At 73.6% G+C, this 21,567-nt stretch carries 21 protein-coding genes; 15 read left to right on the plus strand and 6 right to left on the minus strand.

Annotation, left to right across the window (positions count from 1 at the left end):
- The first annotated feature begins 93 nt into the window (after positions 1-93).
- Positions 94-453 carry a helix-turn-helix domain-containing protein gene (locus tag ASG36_RS21050; RefSeq protein ID WP_055769108.1) on the plus strand — a complete coding sequence of 120 codons (360 nt, stop codon included), beginning with the start codon at positions 94-96 and terminating at the stop codon, positions 451-453.
- Here ASG36_RS21050 and ASG36_RS21055 read toward each other — a convergent pair.
- Positions 450-1,451 (minus strand): glycoside hydrolase family 6 protein, encoded by a 1,002-nt coding sequence (locus ASG36_RS21055; RefSeq protein ID WP_055769111.1) that lies wholly within the window; start codon positions 1,449-1,451, stop codon positions 450-452. The genes ASG36_RS21050 and ASG36_RS21055 overlap by 4 nt on opposite strands.
- A gap of 174 nt (positions 1,452-1,625) precedes the next feature.
- Here ASG36_RS21055 and ASG36_RS21060 point away from each other — a divergent pair, with 174 nt between their 5' ends.
- The 6 genes from ASG36_RS21060 to ASG36_RS21085 all read left to right on the plus strand — a co-directional run bounded on the left by ASG36_RS21060 (position 1,626) and on the right by ASG36_RS21085 (position 8,306).
- Entirely contained in the window at positions 1,626-2,321 is a 696-nt protein-coding gene (locus tag ASG36_RS21060; protein ID WP_235495414.1) for a TetR family transcriptional regulator, read from the plus strand.
- Positions 2,322-2,391: 70 nt separating this feature from the next.
- Positions 2,392-3,624, plus strand: a complete 1,233-nt coding sequence (locus ASG36_RS21065) for a DUF4032 domain-containing protein (protein WP_055769114.1) — start codon at positions 2,392-2,394, stop codon at positions 3,622-3,624.
- Between the two features lie 375 nt (positions 3,625-3,999).
- Positions 4,000-5,196: an extracellular solute-binding protein gene (locus ASG36_RS21070; RefSeq protein ID WP_235495416.1), complete on the plus strand. Its 1,197-nt coding sequence runs from the start codon at positions 4,000-4,002 to the stop codon at positions 5,194-5,196.
- Complete coding sequence (locus ASG36_RS21075) at positions 5,193-6,161, plus strand: carbohydrate ABC transporter permease (protein ID WP_055769117.1); 969 nt, start codon at positions 5,193-5,195, stop codon at positions 6,159-6,161. The genes ASG36_RS21070 and ASG36_RS21075 overlap by 4 nt, the downstream gene beginning before the upstream one ends.
- Positions 6,161-6,994: a carbohydrate ABC transporter permease gene (locus ASG36_RS21080; RefSeq protein ID WP_055769120.1), complete on the plus strand. Its 834-nt coding sequence runs from the start codon at positions 6,161-6,163 to the stop codon at positions 6,992-6,994. Before ASG36_RS21075 ends, ASG36_RS21080 begins: the two co-directional genes overlap by 1 nt.
- A gap of 46 nt (positions 6,995-7,040) precedes the next feature.
- Complete coding sequence (locus ASG36_RS21085; RefSeq protein ID WP_055769123.1) at positions 7,041-8,306, plus strand: ABC transporter ATP-binding protein; 1,266 nt, start codon at positions 7,041-7,043, stop codon at positions 8,304-8,306.
- 62 nt (positions 8,307-8,368) lie between these two features.
- Here ASG36_RS21085 and ASG36_RS21090 read toward each other — a convergent pair whose 3' ends face one another.
- Complete coding sequence (locus tag ASG36_RS21090) at positions 8,369-9,349, minus strand: PfkB family carbohydrate kinase (RefSeq protein WP_055769128.1); 981 nt, start codon at positions 9,347-9,349, stop codon at positions 8,369-8,371.
- Between the two features lie 141 nt (positions 9,350-9,490).
- Between ASG36_RS21090 and ASG36_RS21095 the strand changes: the two genes are divergently transcribed.
- Both ASG36_RS21095 and ASG36_RS21100 read left to right on the plus strand, forming a co-directional pair.
- Positions 9,491-10,345: a PspA/IM30 family protein gene (locus tag ASG36_RS21095; protein ID WP_055769131.1), complete on the plus strand. Its 855-nt coding sequence runs from the start codon at positions 9,491-9,493 to the stop codon at positions 10,343-10,345.
- Between the two features lie 85 nt (positions 10,346-10,430).
- Positions 10,431-11,015: a hypothetical protein gene (locus ASG36_RS21100; RefSeq protein ID WP_055769134.1), complete on the plus strand. Its 585-nt coding sequence runs from the start codon at positions 10,431-10,433 to the stop codon at positions 11,013-11,015.
- On the opposite strand, the gene ASG36_RS21105 is transcribed toward ASG36_RS21100, so the two are convergent.
- Entirely contained in the window at positions 11,012-11,869 is an 858-nt protein-coding gene (locus ASG36_RS21105) for a DNA-formamidopyrimidine glycosylase family protein (RefSeq protein ID WP_369794113.1), read from the minus strand. The two genes, ASG36_RS21100 and ASG36_RS21105, sit on opposite strands and share 4 nt — an antisense overlap.
- A 74-nt stretch (positions 11,870-11,943) precedes the next feature.
- Here ASG36_RS21105 and ASG36_RS21110 point away from each other — a divergent pair, with 74 nt between their 5' ends.
- Positions 11,944-12,504: an antibiotic biosynthesis monooxygenase gene (locus ASG36_RS21110; protein ID WP_055769136.1), complete on the plus strand. Its 561-nt coding sequence runs from the start codon at positions 11,944-11,946 to the stop codon at positions 12,502-12,504.
- 32 nt (positions 12,505-12,536) lie between these two features.
- Positions 12,537-13,100, plus strand: coding sequence for an antibiotic biosynthesis monooxygenase (locus ASG36_RS21115; RefSeq protein WP_055769139.1), 564 nt, complete (start codon positions 12,537-12,539; stop codon positions 13,098-13,100).
- Between the two features lie 30 nt (positions 13,101-13,130).
- On the opposite strand, the gene ASG36_RS21120 is transcribed toward ASG36_RS21115, so the two are convergent.
- Entirely contained in the window at positions 13,131-17,789 is a 4,659-nt protein-coding gene (locus ASG36_RS21120; protein ID WP_055769141.1) for an ATP-dependent helicase, read from the minus strand.
- Positions 17,790-17,884: 95 nt separating this feature from the next.
- Here ASG36_RS21120 and ASG36_RS21125 point away from each other — a divergent pair, with 95 nt between their 5' ends.
- Both ASG36_RS21125 and ASG36_RS21130 read left to right on the plus strand, forming a co-directional pair.
- Entirely contained in the window at positions 17,885-19,030 is a 1,146-nt protein-coding gene (locus ASG36_RS21125; RefSeq protein WP_055769144.1) for an acyl-CoA dehydrogenase family protein, read from the plus strand.
- Positions 19,031-19,058: 28 nt separating this feature from the next.
- Positions 19,059-19,718: a maleylpyruvate isomerase family mycothiol-dependent enzyme gene (locus tag ASG36_RS21130; RefSeq protein ID WP_200944620.1), complete on the plus strand. Its 660-nt coding sequence runs from the start codon at positions 19,059-19,061 to the stop codon at positions 19,716-19,718.
- 1 nt (position 19,719) lies between these two features.
- Here the strand turns inward: ASG36_RS21130 and ASG36_RS22125 are convergent, their stop codons facing one another.
- Positions 19,720-19,821: an LPXTG cell wall anchor domain-containing protein gene (locus ASG36_RS22125; RefSeq protein WP_157499043.1), complete on the minus strand. Its 102-nt coding sequence runs from the start codon at positions 19,819-19,821 to the stop codon at positions 19,720-19,722.
- A 43-nt stretch (positions 19,822-19,864) separates the two neighbouring features.
- Here ASG36_RS22125 and ASG36_RS21135 point away from each other — a divergent pair, with 43 nt between their 5' ends.
- On the plus strand, positions 19,865-20,059 hold the full coding sequence (locus ASG36_RS21135; RefSeq protein WP_055769150.1) for a DUF3046 domain-containing protein: 195 nt from the start codon (positions 19,865-19,867) through the stop codon (positions 20,057-20,059).
- Positions 20,060-20,081: 22 nt separating this feature from the next.
- Here the strand turns inward: ASG36_RS21135 and ASG36_RS21140 are convergent, their stop codons facing one another.
- Positions 20,082-20,939, minus strand: a complete 858-nt coding sequence (locus ASG36_RS21140) for an NmrA family NAD(P)-binding protein (protein WP_055769154.1) — start codon at positions 20,937-20,939, stop codon at positions 20,082-20,084.
- Positions 20,940-21,004: 65 nt separating this feature from the next.
- Between ASG36_RS21140 and ASG36_RS21145 the strand changes: the two genes are divergently transcribed.
- Complete coding sequence (locus tag ASG36_RS21145; protein ID WP_235495419.1) at positions 21,005-21,403, plus strand: helix-turn-helix domain-containing protein; 399 nt, start codon at positions 21,005-21,007, stop codon at positions 21,401-21,403.
- Positions 21,404-21,567: the final 164 nt, after the last annotated feature.

A 21,567-nucleotide genomic window follows, 5' to 3' on the forward strand; every position in this document is an offset into this window, starting at 1 on the left:
CGGCGGGGGTGCATCCGCGTACCGTGGGTGCACGGCGACCAGGGGGTCCCACCTCCTGCGGAGCCGTCGTGCACGACCAGACAGGAGACGGCCATGACGCTGCTGCGCACCCAGCTCGGCGACACACTGCGCGGCCACCGGCTGAGCCAGCGCCGCACCCTGCGCGACGTCTCCGGCGCGGCCCGGGTCAGCCTCGGGTACCTCTCGGAGGTCGAGCGCGGGCAGAAGGAGGCCTCCTCCGAGCTGCTGGCCTCGATCTGCGACGCCCTCGACGTCGGGCTCGCCGACCTGCTCGCCCAGGTGAGCCAGGAGCTGCGGCACGCCGACGGCGACCAGCTGCGCCCGGTCGCCCCCGCCCCGGAGACCCCGGTGGCCGAGCCGGCCCTGGCGCTCGTCGGTGCCGACGCCCCGCGCACCGCCCGCCGTCGCGGCGCCGTCGCGCTGGCTGCCTAACCCACCAGCCGGACGGCGAGGTCCGGGTCGAACTGGCCCGAGACCGTGCCCGCGCCGATCCCGCAGTCGCCGTCGGACTCCCCGGGCGGCTTGATCCACAGCAGGGCCAGCACGTCGTCCCCGAGCCCGGGGTCGGTGGTCGGCGGCGCGCCGACCCGCTGGCCGTCGGGGTTGCACCAGTCCCGGGTGCCGGTGCCGTTGCGGCTGGTGTCCACGACCAGGTCCAGCTGCTGGCCGGTGTCCCTGGCCAGCGCGCGGGCGGTCTCCCGGCCGAAGGCCACCGCGGTGTCGGTGTCGGTGTAGGCCGAGACGCCCAAGGCGATGCCGTCGGCGTCGGCGATGCCGGAGGCCACCAGCCGGTCGGCCAGCTCGTGGGCGTCGATGGACCAGTTCGCGGCCGAGCCGTCCAGGAAGACCTCGGACCGGGGAGCCGAGTCGGCGAGCACCGCGGTGGCGTCGGCCAGCAGGGCCTCGCGCTCGGCGACCTGCTCGTCGTCCAGGCAGTCGAAGTGCACCAGCGAGTCCGGCTCCAGGACGACCACCGCCCGCCGGGTGCCGATGCCCTCGGCGAACGACCGGATCCAGGAGCGGTAGGCCGCGGCGTCCTCGGCACCGCCGGAGGAGTACTGCCCGCAGTCGCGGTCGGGGATCGCGTAGGCGACCACGACCGGGGTCGCGCCGGTGATCGAGGCCTGGTCGACGTAGGCGTCCACCTGGGCGCCGACCTCGGTGGTGGGCTCGGTGAACCAGCGGGCCACCGGCCGGTCGGCCAGCCCGGCGAGGACCGCCGGCGTGCGACCGTCCCCGGGGTGCTCGGCGACCCACTGCACGGCCTGGGCGTCGGGGTTGCCGAACAGCCGCGCGCCGGGGCCCAGCGTGGGGGCGTCGCCACCGGCGAGCTGGCGGAGCTCGAAGGGCGCGGTGTCGGGCCGGGTGAGCACCCAGCCGGTCACGAGCAGGGCGAGGGACAGCACGGCGACGATCACGCGGCGCACCATGGAGTCCTCCTCACCGTGGCGCGACGGTGCCGGCCAGCCCGCTCACGCTAGGTCGCCGTCGGCCCGACGTCGCCACCCCGGCGGGTGACACACCCCGGTCGGGTGGCCGCGACACGACGCACGGCACTGCCGGATGTCCTTGACCCTGTGTGAGCGGGATGGGACACAGTGTGTGTGCATCCGCTCCCGCTGCCCGACCGGTACAGCCCGCGCTCCACCGCCGAAGCGCCCGCGCTCAGCGCGGTCCCGGCGCCGGTGGTCGACGACGTCCCCGCCGGGACGCACGGCACCATCGTGCTGGAGGGCCTGCCGCTGCTGCGCCGTCCCGAGGTGGCGCCGCTGCGCCCGGCCGGACCCGAGCACCAGGCCGGTGCGCACACGCGCTCGGGCAACGCCATGGGCCGCACCCGGCGCGGCCTGCTCGCCGGTGCCGCGGCGGCGTTCGCCGAGCACGGCCTGCGCCGGGCGACCATGCAGCACGTGGCCGCCGCGGCCGGCGTCGCCAAGGCCACCCTCTACAACCACTTCCGCACCAAGGACGACGTCGCCGCCGCCCTGCTGGAGGCCGAGCTGGACCGGCTCACCGCGCTGGCCGCCGCCGGCCCCCGCGGCAGGGCGCTGGTGGGGCTGGCCGAGGAGGTCGCCGACCACGCGGTGCTCCGCCGGCTCGCCGAGACCGAGCCCGAGCTGCTTGCCCGGCTGCTCTGCGCGGTGGACGACGACGCGCTGACCGACCGGTTGGCCGGGGCGTTGCGGCTGGACCGGGGCGGTGCCGGGCTGGTCCTGCGCTGGCTGGTCGGCCTGGCCTGCCGCCCCGGGACCACTCTGGACCGGGCCCGGCAGGCCGACGCCCTGGACCGCGCCCTCTGACCGCTCCCACCCGACCGGGGTCCGTGGGACATTCGTCGGCACCCGCCCCGTCGACCCCGGAGTCCCGCCCATGCGCTACCTGTTCCGGCCGCCGGCCACGGAGGCCGCGGCCCTGCTGCACCTCCCGTGGGGGGAACCGCTGGCCGAGTGGGACCCCGCGCTGCTCCTCGACGTCCCCCAGCGGGGCATCTCGCGGCACGTGGTGCGCTTCGTGGCCACCGAGGGCCGGGTCTACGCGCTGAAGGAGATCGCCGAGCCGCTGGCCCGGCGGGAGTACGCGCTGCTCGGGGAGTTCGAGGCCGAGGGGCTGCCCTCGGTGTCGGTGCTGGGCATCTGCGTGGACCGGCCGGGGGAGCAGGAGGCGATCCTGGTGACCCGGTACCTGGAGTACTCGATGTCCTACCGGCACCTGTTCTCCAGCCCGCGCAGCCAGCACTCGACCTCCCAGCTGCTGGACACCCAGGTCGTGCTGCTGGTGCGGCTGCACCTGGCGGGGGTGTTCTGGGGCGACTGCTCGTTGTCGAACACCCTCTTCCGGCCCGACGGGGACGGCCTGACCGCCTACCTGGTCGACGCCGAGACCGCCGAGCGCCGTCCCGAGCTGTCCTCCCGGATGCGCGAGCACGACGTGGAGCTGGCCCGCGAGCGGGTCGGCGCCGAGCTGATGGACCTGCAGTTCGGCGGGTTGCTGGCCCCGGACATCGACCCGCTCGAGGTGGCCGACGCACTGCCCGAGCGTTACGCCGCGCTGTGGGACGCGGTGACCCGCGAGGAGGTCTTCCGGCTCGACGAGCAGCGCTACCGGGTGGCCGAGCGGCTGCAGTGGATCAACGACCTGGGCTTCGACGCCGGCGAGGTCGAGCTGGTGCACACCCCCGAGGGCGCCCGGCTCCGGGTGCAGACCCGGGTCGCCGAGCCGGGCCAGAACCGCCGCGAGCTGTTACGGCTGACCGGGCTGGAGGTGCAGGAGAACCAGGCCCGCCGGCTGCTCAACGACCTGCGCAGCTACCGGGCGTGGCTGGAGCAGAAGGAGGGACGGCCGGTGCCGGAGTCCGTGGCCGGGCACCGGTGGATCGCCGAGGTCTACCTGCCCGTGGTCGAGGCCATCCCACCGCACCTGGTCGGCCGGCTCGCCCCGGCCCAGGTCTTCCACGAGGTGCTCGAGCACCGCTGGTTCCTCTCCGAGGAGGCCGGCGTCGACGTCGGGACGACGGCGGCGCTGCGCTCCTACCTGGACCACGAGCTCCCCAAGACCCCGGCGGACATGACCACCCCGTCGGTCCTCGCCGCCCCTCCGGTCTGACGCCCCGAGGCCGATCGGCATCGCCCTCCGGGACGGTCGGCGACACCGTCGATGGGGCTCGACCAGGGCGTTCACACCGACCTGGACACGAACTGGCAACGGCCTGGCCTTCGGCTTGACTCACTCTTTGACCTGGGTCACAGTCCCTGGACCGGGTGAAGATCATCCACCAGCCGGACCGTCGCGGCCCCCGGGTCGCTCGACGCCAACGGAGGCGGTTGCAGGGTGTCTGACAGCGTTGTCCACACGGGTCGGGAGCGGCGGAGTGCCGCGTCCGGCCGCAGAGCCCGGCGGGCCCTGGGGGCCACGGCCGCCGCCGTCGTCCTGGCGTCGGGGCTGGCCGCCTGCGGCGGCGGGGGGTCGGGGACCCCCGAGTTGATCTGGTACACCAACCCCGACTCCGGCGGGCAGGCCGAACTCGCCGCCCGGTGCACCGAGGCCGCGGGTGGGGCCTACACGATCACCACGTCGGTGCTCCCGCGGGAGTCCTCGGCGCAGCGCGAGCAGCTGGTCCGCCGGTTGGCGGCCAACGACGCGTCGATCGACATCATGAGCCTGGACCCGCCGTTCATCCCCGAGTTCGCCCAGGCCGGCTTCCTGGCCCCGGTGCCCGAGGACGTCGCCGAGCGGGTGACCACCGACGTGGTGGCCAGCGCGATCGAGGGGTCCACCTGGGACGGCGAGCTCGTCACCGTGCCGTGGTGGGCCAACACCCAGCTGCTCTGGTACCGCACCTCGGTCGCCGAGGCCGCCGGGCTGGACATGACCCAGCCGGTCACCTGGGACCAGATCATCACCGCCGCTCAGGACCAGGACCGCCTGATCGGCGTCCAGGGCATCCGCGCGGAGGCGCTGACCGTGTGGTTCAACGCCCTCATCGAGAGCGCCGGCGGCTCGATCATCGCGGAGAACTCCACCGACCCCGAGCAGATCCAGCTCGGCCTGACCTCCGACGCCGGGGTCCGCGCGACCGAGGTCATGCGGGACATCTCGAACTCCGGTCAGGTGGGCCCCGCGCTCTCCACGGCCAACGAGGACTCCACCGCCACCGGCTTCGAGTCCGACCAGGCCGGCTTCATGGTCAACTACCCGTTCGTCTACGCCCGGGCACTGGCCGCCGTCGAGGGCGGCACGCTGGACCAGTCCGCGGTGGACGACTACGGCTGGGCGGTCTACCCCCAGGTCGACGAGGGGACCGACGCCGCCCCGCCCTACGGCGGGATCAACCTGGGCGTGGGTGCCTACAGCGAGCACACCGACCTGGCCTACGAGGCGACCGAGTGCATCACCTCGACGGAGAACCAGGCCTTCTACTTCGTCAACGACGGCAACCCGGCGTCGGACACCGCGGTCTACGACGACCCGGCCGTGCTCGAGGACTTCCCGATGGCGCCGACCATCCTGCAGTCGCTGGAGCAGGCAGCTCCCCGCCCGCAGACCCCGTACTACAGCGAGGTCTCCGGCGGCCTGCAGCGCGAGTACCACCCGACGGCCTCCGTCGACCCCTCCAGCACGCCGCAGGCGGCGACGGAGCTCATCGAAGCGGTCCTGCGTAAGGAGCAGCTGCTGTGACCACGACCCAGGCGCCCACCGGGGCGCGCACCGGGGCCTCCGCCCCGGCGCCGGTGAAGAAGCAGGTCAGCGACCGGGCGAAGGCCGAGCGCAAGCTCGGCTGGATGCTGGCGGGGCCGGCGATGGCGGTGATGCTGCTGGTCACCGCCTACCCGATCGCCCAGGCCGTCTACGACTCGCTCTTCGACTACCGGCTCACCGACCCGGAGAACCGCTCCTTCACCGGGCTGAGCAACTACGTGGTGGTGCTCACCGACCAGCTGTGGTGGCAGTCGGTGGGGGTGACCCTGCTGATCACGCTGATCACCGTGGCCGTCGAGCTGGTCCTCGGCTTCGCCCTGGCGATGGTGATGAACAAGGCGCTGAAGGCCATCCGGCCGTTCCTGCGGGCGGTCATCCTCATCCCCTACGCGGTCATCACCGTGGTGTCCGCGTTCGCCTGGCAGTTCGCCTTCGACATCAACACCGGGTTCGTCAACAGCTGGTTCGCCTGGCTCCCCGGGGTCAGCGCCGAGACCGACTGGTTCGGTGACTTCGGGACGTCGCTGTTCGTCATCTGCCTGGCCGAGATCTGGAAGACCACGCCCTTCATCTCGCTGCTCCTGCTGGCCGGTCTCGCCCAGGTGCCCGAGGTCCTCCAGGAGGCCGCGCAGGTCGACGGCGCCACCTGGTGGCAGCGGATGCGTCGGGTGACCATCCCGAACATGAAGGCCGCGATCATGGTCGCGCTGCTCTTCCGCACCCTGGACGCCTTCCGCGTCTTCGACTCCATCTTCGTGATGACGGCGGGGGCCAACGGCACCGAGACGGTGTCCTTCCTCGCCTACCGGCAGACGATCTCCCGGCTGGAGATCGGTCTCGGGTCGGCGGTCTCGGTCCTGTTGTTCCTCGCGGTCGTCCTGATCGCGTTCATCTTCATCAAGGGGTTCAAGGTGGACCTGTCCCAGGCGAGGGGTGACGGCTGATGTCGACCAAGGAGAAGACCTGGTGGTACGTCGCCGGCATCGCGATCGCGCTGTACGCGCTCTTTCCGATCGCCTGGATCGTGTCCCTGTCGTTCAAGGCGCCGAGTGACCTGGCCAACGGGTCGTTCCTGCCCACGGCGTTCTCGGGGGAGAACTACGCGCTGATCCTCAACGGCGACGCCAGCAGCCTGTTCCTGCCGGCGCTGCGCAACAGCTTCGGCATCTGCCTGATTGCCACGTTCATCAGCGTGTTCCTGTCGATGTTCGCCGCCTACGCGATCGCCCGGCTGGACTTCCCCGGCAAGAAGCTGATCCTCGGCACCGCGCTCGGGGTGGCGATCTTCCCGGTGATCTCGATCGTCACGCCGCTGTTCAACCTGTGGCGCCAGATCGGGCTCTACGACACCTGGCCCGGGCTGATCATCCCGTACCTGTCGCTGACCCTGCCGCTGTCGATCTGGACCATGTCGGCGTTCTTCCGCGAGATCCCGTGGGAGATGGAGCAGGCCGCGCAGGTCGACGGCGCGACCACCTGGCAGGCCTTCCGCAAGGTGATCGTCCCGCTGGCCGCCCCCGGTGTCTTCACCACGGCGATCATCGCGTTCTTCATCGCCTGGAACGACTTCGTCTACGGCATCTCGCTCACCTCGACCGGCGCCTCCCGCCCGGTCCCGGCAGCGCTGGGCCTGTTCTCCGGTGCCTCGCAGTTCGAGGACCCCACCGGCGCGATCGCCGCAGCAGCGGTCATCGTGACCATCCCCGTCGTGATCCTGGTGCTGGTCTTCCAGCGTCGGATCGTCGCCGGTCTCACCAACGGCGCCGTCAAGGGCTGACCGGCCCGTCCCCTCAGCCCGACCACCACACTCCCAGGAGTCCACGATGGCCTCGATCGAGATGCGCAACATCGTCAAGAAGTACGGCGACGGGTTCCCCGCCGTGAACGACATCAGCCTGGACATCGCCGACGGCGAGTTCATGATCCTGGTCGGCCCGTCCGGCTGCGGGAAGTCCACCCTGCTGCGGATGATCGTCGGCCTGGAGGACATCACCTCCGGCGACATGGTCATCGGCGGGGAGCGGGTCAACGACAAGGCCCCCCGCGACCGCAACCTGTCGATGGTCTTCCAGAACTACGCGCTCTACCCGCACATGAGCGTCTACGAGAACATCGCCTTCCCGCTGCGGCTGGCCAAGACCCCCGACGACAAGGTGGACCGCCTGGTCAAGGAGGCCGCCGACGTCCTGGAGCTGCACGAGCACCTCGAGCGCAAGCCGGCCAACCTCTCCGGTGGCCAGCGCCAGCGGGTGGCCATGGGCCGGGCCATCGTCCGGCAGGCCGAGGCGTTCCTCTTCGACGAGCCGCTGTCGAACCTGGACGCCAAGCTGCGCGGCCAGATGCGCACCGAGATCGCCCGGCTGCAGCGCCGGCTGGGCATCACCACGGTCTACGTCACCCACGACCAGACCGAGGCGATGACCCTCGGCGACCGGGTGTGCGTGCTGCGCAAGGGCTCCATCCAGCAGGTGGCCTCCCCCCGGGAGCTCTACGAGCAGCCGGTCAACCTGTTCGTGGCCGGGTTCATCGGGTCCCCGCCGATGAACTTCCTGCCCGCGACCGTGGAGGGCAGCACGCTGCAGACGCCCTTCGGGCCGATCGAGCTCGACGAGCGCCGGGCCGCCGCGGTCGCCGGCCGCGATCTCCTGCTGGTGGGCATCCGGCCGGAGTACTTCGAGGACGCGTCCCTGGTCGACGACGCCAAGAAGCCGCTGGGCTCGACCTTCACCGCCCGGGTCGACGTCACCGAGTGGCTGGGGGACCAGCAGTACGCCTACATCCCCTACGAGGCGCCGGAGAAGATCCGCACCCACCTGCAGGAGCTCTCCCGCGAGCTGGACAGCGAGGAGCTGCGCACCCAGGCGATCGTGTCCATCGACTCGACCAGCCGCATCCGCGAGGGCCGGGACGCCGAGTTCTGGCTGGACAGCCGCAAGGTGCACGTCTTCGACCCCGAGTCCGGGGAGAACCTCACCCGGGACGCCGAGGCCGGTGCGGCACTGACCCAGATGGCCAACGAGGACCGCGAGGAGCAGGTGGCCGAGGCCGCCGGCGGACTCACCGGGGAGCGCTCCAGCGGCGCTGCCTGACCAGACACACCCGACGAGGGCCCCGGACCGTGGTGGTCCGGGGCCCTCGTGGTGTCCGGGGATCACCCCCGGGCGGCAGCCAGCTCGTCGCGGGTGGGCGGGTCCGCGCCCACCCGGGTGCAGCACAGCGCAGCGACCAGAGACGCGTCGGCGACCACCCGGGCGAGCAGGTCGTCGGCCACCCCGTCCAGCGCCGCCCGGGTGGTGACACCGGCGTCCAGCAGGCCGGTGAGGAACCCGGCGGCGAGGGAGTCCCCCGCGCCGACGGTGTCGGCGACGGTGACCGTGGGCGGGGTGTGCCGCAGCAGGGGCCGGCCCGTGCGGGCGACCCGCAGCGGGGCGCCACCGTCGGTGAGCAGCAGGACCCCGGGGCCGGCGTCGGCCCACCGCTGCGCGGCCTCGTCCAGGTCGGTGGTGTCGGGTTCGAGCCAGGCGAGGTCCTCGGCACTGACCTTGACCACGTCGGCGACGGCCAGCAGCCGGGACAGCCGGGCGCGGACGTCGGCAGCGGTGTTGCCGAACCCCTCGGCCAGCGCGGCCCGGATGTTGGGGTCGACGCTGACCAGGGCCGACCCGTCGGCGTGCAGCCGCTCGGCGAGGCCGGCGATCGCCTCGCACCCCGGCGCCGTCCAGGAGGAGATCGACCCGACGTGCAGGGCCTGGCTCCCCTGGGGCCAGGCCACGTCGAGCTCGTCGTCGGTCCACTGCCAGTCCGCGGCGCCCAGCACGTGGAACCCGTAGTCGGCCGACCCGTCCGGGGCCAGGCCGACCACGGCCAGGCTGACCGGGTCGCCGGAGTCCACCGACCCCGACAGGTCCACCCCGGACAGCTCGGCGTGCCGGCGCAGGTTGCCCGCCAGCGGGCCGGTGCCGAACCGGGCCAGCAGGTGCACCGGGTGCCCGAGCCGGCCGGCGGCGACCGCGACGTTGAGCGCGTTGCCCCCCGGGCGGGCGACGAACCGGGGGGCCGTGCCCTCGGGTCCGGCGTCGGCCGTGGGGTCGGGGATGAGGTCGACGACCAGCTCGCCGAGGACGGTCAGCACGCCCGCGACCCTAGCGGCGGCGGCCCCGCGGGGTGCCGTGTTGCCGCACGGGGGTGGTGTGCTGGGACGATGGGGGACGACGTCGTCGCCCGCGGCGTGTGTCGTCCGCTCCGGACGGCGCGCACCGGACCAGGAGGAACCATGCCCAACCCGTTCGTGAAGCTGTGGAAGTACCTGACGGCGTCGGCCAACGCGCAGATCGACGAGCGCGCCGACCCCAAGATCCAGATCGCCCAGGCCATCGAGGGCGAGCAGAACCGGCACCAGTCGCTGGCCAACCAGGCCGCCGCGGTGCTGGGCAACCAGCGCCAGCTGGAGATGCGCCTGAACCGCCAGCTCGGTGAGGTCGAGCAGCTGCAGGGCTCGGCCCAGCAGGCCCTCGCGCTGGCCGACCAGACCCGCGCCAAGGGCGACGAGGCCAAGGCCGCCGAGTACGAGAACGCCGCCCAGGCCTTCGCCACCCAGCTGGTCGCCGCCGAGCAGGGCGTCGAGGACCTCAAGCGCAGCCACGACGAGGCCCTGCAGGCCGCCGAGCAGGCCAAGGGCGCCGTCGAGCAGTCCCGCATGCGGTTGCAGACCATCCTGGCCGAGCGCACCAAGCTGCTCTCCCAGCTCGAGCAGGCCAAGATGCAGGAGCAGGTGTCGGCCTCGATCAAGAGCGTCAACGAGCTGTCGGCGCCGGGCAACACGCCCAACCTGGGCGAGGTCCGCGACAAGATCGAGCGCCGCTACGCCAACGCGCTCGGCCAGGCCGAGCTGGCCCAGAACTCCGTCGAGGGCCGCATGCTCGAGGTGCAGAAGGCGACCCTGGACGTCGCCGGCGCCTCGCGGCTGCAGCAGATCCGCTCCGGCATGGCCGGCGGGCAGGGTGGCCAGCAGGCCGTCACCGGGGGCACCCAGCCCGCCGGCGCGATCGAGCAGGGCACCCCGCAGGCCCAGCCGACCGAGCAGCCCGCCGCCCAGCCGGTGCAGCGCCCCGAGACCCACGGCGCCTGAGCTGAGCAGCTCCTCCGCCGGGGGAGACCCCACACCGACCGCCGGTCCCGCCGCTCGCACGCGGCAGGGCCGGCGGTCGGCGCGTGTGCGGCTGGCGGTCCTCTCGGTCCTCTACCGGCTCCTCGGGCTCGCCGCCTGCGTCGTCCTGACGCTGCAGGTGGGTGTGCAGGACGGCGTCGAGGGCGGTGAGGTGTTCTGGGGGGTCTGCTCCCTGGTGTTCCTCGCCGTCGTCGTCGCCGGGGTGCTGCGGGTGCACCGGCTCCGCCACCCGCCGCTGCTGCGGCCCTCGTCCGCGCCGTTGCCGCCGGAGACCAGCCGGGCCGCCGACACCGTGCGTCGGCTGCGCACCCGGGACGTCGAGCTGGCCGGCCACGCCGGCCGGCTGGGTCGCGACATCGACGTCGACTGGGTCGGGGTGGCCGCCTCGGTGGAGGTGCTCCACCGGCTGGCCGACGGCGTCGTGGCGGTCGAGGCGACCGGTGACCCGGAGCAGACCGGGCCCACCGTGGACCGGCTGGTCGCCCGGCTGCACGACGGCGTCACCGCGCACGACCGGCTCACCCGGGCCGCCGCCGAGGCCGTCGCCGGCGACCCGGCTGCCCGGCGTCGGCTGCCGGCCGCCGCCGAGCAGCTGGCCGGCACCACCCGTGGGCTGGCCCGGACCGTCTAGTAGCGCGCCCGGCGGGGCTCGGTGCCCGGCTGGCCGGTGCGGGCCCGCGGGACCGGGGCCGGGGTCGCCTGGCAGCGGGGGCACCACCAGGTGACCCGCTCCTGCAGGTCCGGGCCCTGGTCCCCGAGCAGGATCGTCGTGCGGCAGCGCCGGCAGGGGCGGCCCTTGCGGCCGGCCACCCAGTGGTCCTGGCCCCGCCGGGTGTCGCCGGTGGTGCTCTGCTCGGGCCGGTCGCGGTTGGCCAGCATGAGCGAGCGCCCGCGCTCCACCAGCCCGGGCAGGTCGGGGACGTCGGCCACCCGCGCCCAGGGGTTCACCCCGCACAGGAAGAGCGTCTCGACCTTGTAGAGGTTGCCCAGCCCGGCGAGGTTGCGCTGGTCGAGGATCGCGACGCCGATCTGCTCGTCGGGCTGTGCCCGCAACCGGCGCAGCGCCTCCTCGAGGTCCCAGTCCGGGCCGAGCACGTCGGGCCCGAGATGGCCGACGACCGAGGCCTCGTCGCTGGTGCGCACCATCGCCATGTCGTGCAGCCGGTAGCCCACGCACTCCCACTCGGGGGTGGTGAAGACCGCCCGGATGCTGAACGCCGGCCCACCCCGCCACCGGGCGCCCGGCCGGTAGACGTGCCAGCTGCCGTCCATCCGGTAGTGCGTGCGCAGCGTCCGGCCGTCGGCGAAGCGGATGAGCATGTGCTTGCCGCGCGGCACCACCTCGGTGACCGTGGCCCCGGCCAGGTCGATCTCGGCCAGCTGCGGCACCCGCAGCTCGCCCCGGACGAGCGTGGCCCCGTGCAGGGCGGCGTCCATCCGCTTCGCCGCCAGCCAGACGGTGTCTCCTTCGGGCACGCCGTCCATGATCGCGGTTGCGGACGCTGTGAGCCCCCTGACACCGGGGAAGGAGACGAGGTCTCTCAACGCTGAGACATCTCGTGCGCACACGATTCCAGGGCAACGCGGTGGCCGGGCTCCCCGAGCCGGTGACCGTGACGGCTGCCCGCACCGTCCGCCCCGACCGCCGGGAGGCGTTCGAGGCCTGGGCGAGCGACGTGCAGGAACTGGCGGCCACGTTCCCGGGGTTCCTGGGCTCCTCCACCCTGCGGCCCGGTGACGCGGGCGACGAGTACCACCTGGTCTACCGGTTCGCCGATGCCGCCTCGCTCGCCGGCTGGGAGGAGTCCCCGGAGCGGGCCGCCCAGCTGCAGCGGGTGCACGACCTCGTGGTGGACGAGCAGTTCGCCCGGGTCGAGGGCCTGCACGGCTTCTTCGCCCGGCCCCCGCAGCCCGCACCGGCCTGGAAGCTGGTGCTGCTGACCGTGCTCGGGGTCTTCCTGCTGACGTCGACCTTCCACCTGCTGGTCCAGCCCCTGGTGGCGGACTGGCCCTGGCCGCTCCGGCTGCTGATCTCGGCGGTCATCGTGGTCACCGGACTGCGCTTCGTCGTCATGCCGGCGCTCACCCGGGTCACGGCGGGCTGGCTGCGACCCAGCTGACGGCGTCCGGTCGGCTGGGGGAGGCTGGAGACGTGCCCCGCCGCCGTCCGCCCGCTCCGGACACCCACCCGGTCACCGTCACCGCGGCGCGCCAGGTGCGCCCGGAGCAAGTCCAGGAGTTCGAGGCCTGGGCCGCGGAGATCATGGCCCTGGCCGCCACGTTCCCCGGCCACCTGGGCTCGACGCTGCTGCGGCCGGGGCCGGGCAGCTCGGAGTACCACCTGGTCTACCGGTTCCACGACCGCGAGGCGCTCGCCGGTTGGGAGCGCTCGCCGCAGCGGCACGAGGCGCTGGGGCGGGCCGGGGCCATGGTGGACCGGTCGCGCTACAGCAGGGTGAGCGGCCTGGAGAGCTTCTTCACCGCCCCCGACCGGGCCGACGGTCCCTCCCGGCTGCGGCTGACGCTGCTGACGGTCGCCGTGGTGTTCGCGCTGCAGCTGGTGGTGCAGGCCGTGGTCGCCCCGCTGGTGGCGCACTGGCCGTTGGTGCTGCGGGCGCTGTTCTACGCCGTCGTGCTGGTGCTGGCCCTGGGGTACGTGTGCATGCCGTTCCTCACCCGGCGGCTGGCCCGCTGGTTGCGGCCCCGCGGCCGGTGAGTCGACGAGTCGACATGCCGACTCGTCGGCTCAGCCGCGCAGCCGCAGCCCGCGGGGGGTGGCGGAGAACCCGGCGGCCTGCAGGGCCGCCGACAGCGGGGTCGGCTCGTGCACCGAGGCGCCGTCGGCCTTCTGCACGACCATGCGGCCCAGCGCCCCGGCCGCGGCGGCGTTGGACAGCGCCGTGGCCGCCTCCTTGAGGGCCACCTCGTCCTCGGTCCACGACAGCAGCGTCTTCCCGCCGCGCTCGACGTAGAGCACCAGCTCACCGTCGACCAGGACCACCAGCGCGCCGGCCTTGCGACCCGCCCGGTGACCGGTCTGGCCGCGCTTCTTCCCGGCCGGAGCGCCCTCGCCGAGGTCGACGGCCTCGTCGGCACCGTCACCGGAGGGTGCCTCGCCCGGGGCGCCTCCCACGGTCCGCTCGGGCCAGGGCAGCGCCGCGCCGTAGACGTTGGCCGGGTCGGTGGCGGCGAGCACCACCGCCGGGGTGGGGGTGCGGTCGGGGGTGGCGAAGCTGCGCAGCCGGTCGATCGAGCCCGGGGTGCCGAACTGCGCGGCCCCGAGCGTCTCCACGAAGTACCCGCGGCGGGCACGGCCGTTCTCCTCGTAGGCCCGCAGGATCGGGTAGACCGCGCTGAAGCCGCCGAGCACCTGCTCGGCCATCACCGCGCCGCGGGTGAGCACGCCGTGCCGTTCCAGCAGCGACTCGGTGCGGGCGTTGTTGCGCTTGGTGGAGTTGGTCTCCAGGTCGGGCAGCCGGGACCAGCGGCCGGCCACCATCGGCGGCCCGCTGCGGGTGGGCATGGCCGGGCGACCGACGCGGGTGCGGCCGTACCGGGTGCGGTCCAGCCGCGGTCGTGGGGGAGCGGCCGCCTTCTTGTGCGCACCGCCCCCGGCGAGGCGGGCCCGCAGCGGGGCCAGCGTGTCGTTGGTCAGCCCGCCGGACCACACCAGGTCCCACACGACCTCGGCGAAGGCCTGGTCGTCGGTGGCGCCCACCCGGTCGGCGAGCCCGCGGAAGAACAGCGCCTGGCCACCGGCGAGCTCCTCCAGCACCTGCCAGCCCACCCCGCCCTCGTCCTGGGCGCCCAGCGGGGGCTCGGGCAGCAACAGCGACGCGAGGTCGGCCGGCACCAGGGTGATCCAGCCGTCCCCGGCGGCCAACCCGCCCGCACCGGCCCAGAGGACCTCTCCGGCGCTGGTCAGCTCGTCGAGCATCCCCGGCTGGTAGCCCTGCACCCGCGAGGGCAACACCAGGGACTCCAGCGCCGAGGCGGGCACCAGGGCCCCGGCGAGCTGCTCGACCACCGCCAGCACGCCGTCCACCCCGCGCATCCGGCTGCCGACCGACTGCCAGGACGGGGTGTACCGGGCCAGCGTCTCGATCGGGACCGGCTCGACCTCCTGGCGCAGCTTGGCCAGGCTGCGGCGGCGGATCGAGCGCAGCACCTCGGCGTCGCACCACTCCTGGCCGACCCCGCCGGGCCGGAACTCACCGGTCACCACCCGGCCGGTGCCGACCAGCCGCTGGATGGTCGTGGTCACCACGGCCACACCCAGCCCGAGCCGGTCGGCCACCTCGCCGGGGACGAAGGGCCCGTGGGTGCGGGCGTAGCGACCCACGAGGTCGCCCAGCGGGTCGGCCACCGGCTCGGTGAACACCTCGGGCACCCCGACCGGGAGGGCGGTGCCCAGGGCATCGCGGAACCGCCCGGCGTCCTCGATCGCGATGAACCGGTCGGCCCCGGCGATCCGGACCCGCAGCGCCCGGCGGGAGGCGACCAGCTCGTCCAGCCACTCTTGGGAGACCCCGCGCGGGGCTGCCTCGGCGGCACTCAGGTCCCCGACCACGCGCAGCAGGTCCGCCGCGGTGTCCACGTCGCGGGGGTGCCGGTCGGTGGGCAGCCGCTGCAGCTCGGCCTCGATCTCGGTGAGCGCATCGCCGTCGAGCAGCTCGCGCAGCTCGGAGCGGCCGAGCAGCTCGGCCAGCAGCCCGGTGTCCAGCGCCAGGGCCTGGGCCCGGCGCTCGGCCAGCGGGGCGTCGCCCTCGTAGATGAACTGACCGACGTAGCCGAAGAGCAGGGACTGGGCGAACGGCGACGCGGACTGGGTCTGCACGTCGGCCATCCGCACCCGCCGGGAACGGACGTCGCTCATCAGCTCGACCAGTCCCGGCACGTCGTAGACGTCCTGCAGCACCTCCCGGACCGCCTCGAGGGTGATCGGGAAGGAGGAGAACTCGCTCGCCACACTGAGCAGCTGGGCCGCGCGCTGGCGCTGCTGCCACAGCGGGGTGCGCCGCCGGGGGTCCCGTCGGGGGAGCAGCAGGGCGCGCGCCGCACACTCCCGGAAGCGGCTGGCGAACAGCGCGGAGTTGCCGACCTCCTCGGTGACCTCTCGCTCCACGTCGTCGGGGTCGAGCAGGACCAGGTCGGCCTCGGGTGGCTCCCCGGTCGTGTCGGGCAGCCGCAGCACGATGCCGTCGTCGGCGTGCATGGAGGCGACGTCCACGCCGTACTTCTCCCGCAGCCGGGCGGCCAGCACCAGCGCCCAGGGGGCGTTGACCTGCGCGCCGAACGGGGAGTGCACGACGATCCGCCAGTCACCCAGCTCGTCCCGGAACCGCTCGACCAGCAGCGTGCGGTCGTCGGGCAGGTGCCCGGTGGCCGCCTTCTGCTCGGTCAGGTAGGCCTGCAGGTTCGCCGCACCCCAGTCGTCGAGCCCGGCCGCCTTGGCCCGTGCCAGGCCCGCGGCCGGGGTGGCGCCGCCGACCTCGCGGAGGAAGGCACCCAGCGCCCGGCCCAGCTCCAGCGGGCGGCCCAGCGTGTCCCCGTGCCAGAACGGCATCTTCCCGGGCTGCCCGGGAGCCGGGGTGACCAGCACCCGGTCGTGGGTGATCTCCTCGATCCGCCAGGAGGAGGAACCGAGCAGGAAGACGTCGCCCACCCGGGACTCGTAGACCATCTCCTCGTCGAGCTCGCCGACCCGTCGCCCGCCGGTCTCCCCGCCGCCGGAGACGATGAAGACCCCGAACAGACCGCGGTCGGGGATGGTGCCGCCACTGGTCACGGCCAGCCGCTGGGCGCCCTGGCGCGCGGTGAGGGTGTCGGTGATCCGGTCCCAGGTCAGCCGCGGGCGCAGCTCGGCGAAGGCGTCGGAGGGATAGCGCCCGGCCAGCATGTCCAGCACGGCGTGCAGCGCCGAGTCCGGCAGCGAGGCGAAGGCCGCCGACCGGCGCAGCACCCCGGCCAGCTCGTCGACGGTGACCCCGCCGCCGGCCTCCGGGGGCACCGCGACGATGGCCACGATCTGCTGGGCGAGCACGTCGAGGGGGTTGCGCAGGTAGCGGATCGACTCGATCTCACCGGACTTCATCCGCTCGGCGACCACCGCCGACTGCACCAGGTCGCCGCGGAACTTCGGGAAGAGCACCCCGCGGCTGACCGCGCCCACCTGGTGCCCGGCCCGGCCGACCCGCTGCAGCCCGGCGGCGACGTTGGGTGGGGACTCGACCTGGATGACCAGGTCGACCGCGCCCATGTCGATGCCCAGCTCGAGGGAGGAGGTGGCGACCACGGCCGGCAGCTGGCCGGACTTCAGCGCCTCCTCGACCACGGCCCGCTGCTCGCGGGAGACCGACCCGTGGTGCGCAGAGGCGACCGGCTTGGCGTCCGCCGGGAGGCCCCCGCCGGCGCCGGCCTGGGCCATCAGCTGGGCGGCGTCGGCCCCGGCGGGCACGGTGTCGCCGGTGGCGCGCTCGTAGGCCAGCTCGTTCAGCCGGCTGGTGAGCCGCTCGGCCAACCGACGGGAGTTGGCGAACACGATGGTGGAGCGGTGCTCCTCGATGAGGTCCAGCACCCGTTCCTCGACCGCCGGCCAGATCGACGTCCGTGGCTGCGAACCGGCGGCCGAGCCGTCCATCTCCCCGGTCGGCTGACCGAGCTGGCTCATGTCCTCCACCGGGACGACGACCGACAGGTCCCACTTCTTGGTCGACGGCGGCGCGACGACCTGCACCGGCCGGCCTCCGGCCAGGAACGTGGAGACCTCGTCGATGGGGCGCACGGTGGCCGACAGCCCGATCCGCTGCGCGGGCTTGTCGAGGATCGTGTCCAGCCGGTCGAGCGTGACGGCCATGTGGGCGCCGCGCTTGCTGCCGCAGACCGCGTGCACCTCGTCGATGATCACCGTCTCGACCCCGCGCAGCGCCTCCCGCGCCTGGCTGGTCATCAGCAGGAACAGCGACTCCGGGGTGGTGATGAGGATGTCGGTGGGCCGCCGGGCGAAGGCCCGGCGCTCGTCGGCCGGGGTGTCCCCGGACCGGATGCCCACGCTGATCTCCGGGCGGGGGAGCCCCAGCCGGGCCGCGGCCTGGCCGATGCCGGTCAGCGGCGCCCGCAGGTTGCGCTCGACGTCGACGGCCAGTGCCTTCAGCGGGGACACGTAGAGCACCCGGCACCGGGACTTCTCGTCCGCCGGGGCGGTGGTGGCCAGCCGGTCCAGCGACCACAGGAACGCCGCCAGGGTCTTCCCCGAGCCGGTGGGGGCGACCACCAGGGCGTGCTCGCCGCTGCTGATCGCCGTCCAGGCGCCCTCCTGGGCCGTCGTCGGACGGTCGAACGCGCCGGTGAACCAGGCCCGGGTGGGCTCGGAGAACCGGTCGAGGGCGGACGGGGCGGTGGGCACGTCCCCAGTGTCCACAGGGGTACGACAGTTCGCCCCCGGCGACGGCCGCCGTCCGGCACCTGGAAACAGTCAGCGCTGTCGGTCACACTCGCCGCATGCGCTCCCACCTGTACGAGGCCGACCACGACGCCTTCCGGGACACCGCCCGGACGTTCCTGGAGAAGAACGTCGCGCCGTTCCACGGCCAGTGGGAGCGCGAGGGCATCGTGCCGCGCGAGGTGTGGACCGCCGGGGGCGCGCAGGGCCTGCTCGGGATGGACCTCCCGGAGGAGCACGGCGGCGGCGGGGTGCGCGACTTCCGGTACAACACCGTGCTCGGCGAGGAGCTGATGCGCATCGGTGCCTCCGGTGTCGGCTTCACCCTGCACAACGACGTCACCGGGCCCTACCTGCGCGACCTGGCGACCCCCGAGCAGCAGGAGCGCTGGCTGCCGCGGTTCTGCAGCGGCGAGCTGGTCAGCGCGATCGCGATGACCGAGCCGGGCACCGGCAGCGACCTGCAGGGCATCACCACGACCGGACGCAAGGACGGCGACGGGTGGGTGCTGAACGGGTCCAAGACGTTCATCACCAACGGGATCAACGCCGACCTGGTGATCGTCGTCGCCCGCACCGACCCCGACGCCCCGGCCTCCAAGGGCATCAGCCTGCTCGTCGTCGAGCGGGACATGCCCGGCTTCGCCCGGGGTCGCAACCTGGACAAGGTGGGTCTCAAGGCCCAGGACACCGCGGAGCTGTTCTTCACCGACGTCCGGGTGCCGGCGGAGAACCTGCTGGGCACCGAGAACCGGGGCTTCCTGCACCTGATGGAGAACCTGCCCCAGGAGCGCCTCTCGATCGCCGCCGGCGCGGTCGCGGCGGTGGAGACCGTGCTGGCCCAGACGGTGGAGTACGTGACCGGTCGGACGGCGTTCGGCAGGCCCGTCGGCAGCTTCCAGAACAGCCGTTTCGTCCTGGCCGAGCTGCAGACCGAGGCCACCATCGCCCGGGCCTTCGTCGACGAGTGCGTGCGCCAGCTCAACGCCGGGGAGCTCACCGCCACCGACGCCGCGATGGCCAAGTGGTGGACCACCGAGCTGCAGAACAAGACGGCCGACCGGTGCCTGCAGCTGCACGGCGGCTACGGCTACATGGACGAGTACCCGGTGTCCAAGGCCTGGCGGGACGCCCGCGTGCAGTCCATCTACGGCGGCACCAACGAGATCATGAAGGAGATCATCGGGCGGTCCATGGGGTTGTGAGGCCCCCCGCGCGGGGATGCACCCCGGCATGGACGCGATCGAGGAGTGGACGCAGGCCCAGGCGCGAGTCGTCGGGCTGGTCCGGGGGCTCGGCACCGGGCAGGCGGGCACCGCCGTCCCGGCGTGCCCGGACTGGACCGTGCGGGACCTGGTGTCCCACGTCGTCGGGGCCAACGTCGACGTGCTCGTCGGACAGGAGCCCGACGAGCACGACCCGGCCTGGACCCAGTCGCACGTGGACCGTCGCGCCGGCCGGGGGATCGGCGCCCTGCTGGCCGAGTGGGAGCCGCTGACCGGGCCGATGCGCGCCTGGATAGGCGAGCACGGCACCCGCCCGGTGAACGACGTCGTCGTCCACGAGCAGGACCTGCGGGGCGCGCTGGGCGTGCCCGGCGCCCGGGACACCCCGGCGCTGGCCGCCCTGCGCGAGCGCTTCGCCGGACGGGTGGCCGCGGCCGTGGACGACGCCGGGTTGCCGCCCCTGGCACTGGTCGGGGAGACCTGGCGCACCGGGCCCGCCGACGCCGCCGTGGTCGTCTCGGCCTCGGACTTCGACCTGGCGCGGGCCGTGCTGTCCCGCCGGTCGGCCGGTCAGCTGCGGTCCTGGACCACCCGCGGGGACGTCGACCCGTACCTGTCGTGCTTCGCCGTCCTGGGCCCGTTGCCCGAGGACGACCTCGTGGAGTGAGTCAGCGCCGCCGGATCATCACGACCAGCGAGACGAGCAGCAGACTCGCGGCGACGACCTGCAGGACGGTGTCCCAGGTGCCCGACCCGGTGCTGGGGAACATCCGGCCAGGCTAGGTGACGGCGGGGCGTGGGTACCGTGAGCCCGTGCGACTGCAGGAGTTCTGGGCCCGGATGCGTGAGCACTTCGGTGACCTGCGGGCCGAGAGCATCGCCCGGGACCACGTCTTCACCACCCTGGGCGGGCGGTCCGCGGTGGCGGCCATCGACGGCGGCGTCCCGGTGCGCACGGTCTGGCTGACCGTGTGCGAGGAGTACGACGTCCCGGCGTCGGTGCGCTGACCGTCGCCGGGACGTCGGGGACTCAGCCGGCCAGGACGGCGCGCACGTGCTCGGCCAGGGTGCGGGTGGGTCGACCGGTCAGGCCGGAGATGCCCGAGCCGCCGGTGTCGAGCTCCCCGGCGGCGATGCCGGTGTCGATCGCCGCGACGAAGCCCGCGGTGCCCTCGTCCAGGCCCACGCTGCGCAGCAGCTGCACGTGGTCCTCGGTGGACAGGTCGATGAAGGCGACCTCACGACCGGTCTGCCGGCCGACCTCTGCGGCAAGGTCGGACAGGGAGAACGGGGTGTCCCCGTCGAGCTCGACGGTGGCCGGCTGCACGTCGGGGTCGGTGAGGACGGCGACGGCGGCGGCGGCGAAGTCCGCCCGCGCCGCGGGCCAGGCCCGGCCGCCGTGGTCGCTGCCGGCGAGCTGCCCGGTGGCGGCCGCCTGGCCGATCTGGGCGTCGTAGTTCTCCCAGTACCAGTTGTTGCGGAGCACCACGGCGGGGATGCCCGCCTGTGCGATCAGCCCCTCGGTCGCCTTGTGCTCCGGGGCCAGCACGAGCGTGCTGGTCAGCGCCTTCGGGGCCGACGTGTAGACGAGCAGGTCGACACCGGCGGCCTGCGCGGCCTCGACGACGGCGGTGTGCTGGGCGACCCGCTGCCCCACCTCGCTGCCGGAGACCAGGAGGAGCCGGTCGACCCCGGACAGCGCGGCGTCCAGGGAGGCCCGGTCGGTGTAGTCGGCCACCCGCACGGTGACACCGCGGGCAGCAAGGTCTGCGGCCCGGCCGGCGTCCCGGACGAGAGCGGTGACCTCGGCCGCCGGGACGCCGGCGTCGAGCAGGCCGGTGACGACGAGGCGGCCCAGGTGGCCGGTGGCTCCGGTGACGGCGATCATGTGCTTCCTCCTCGGTGTGCACTAACTCCTGGTTAGCGCTTTCGGAGAGAACGTACACTCGTGCCGTGGCTGCCGGAGGGGTGCCCGGGACCGACCCGGTCGAGGCGTTCGCCGCCGACGTCTTCAGTCGCGCCTGCACCTCGCGCGAGGCCCTGGAGCACGTGACCGGCAAGTGGTCGCTGCTGGCGTTGTCCGCCCTGCTGGAGGCCCCGCACCGGTTCGGCGAGCTGCGTCGCCGGGTGGACGGGGTCAGCGAGAAGATGCTCGCGCAGAGCCTGCAGACCCTCGAGCGGGACGGGTGGGTGCACCGCGAGGTGCTGTCGGCCATCCCCCCGCACGTGGAGTACCGGCTGACCGCGGCCGGACGCGAGCTCGCGCCCCGGTTGCTGGACCTGATCGGGTTCGTCGAGGACCGGTTGCCGGCCGTGCACGCCGCACGCGAGGAGCACGACACCCGCCGCTGAGGTGTCGACACGCCCGCTGCGGCGTGTCGCTGGATTCGAACAGGTGTTCGTCCTACGGTTGTCCACAGGCCGGTGCCGGATCCACAGATCCTCCCGGTCGCCCGGTTTTGTCAGACCCTCGCCCTAGCGTCGGTCTCGACCCGCACACAGCGACTCAGCGACGA

The organism is Geodermatophilus sp. Leaf369 (assembly GCF_001424455.1).
Classification (GTDB): domain Bacteria; phylum Actinomycetota; class Actinomycetes; order Mycobacteriales; family Geodermatophilaceae; genus Klenkia.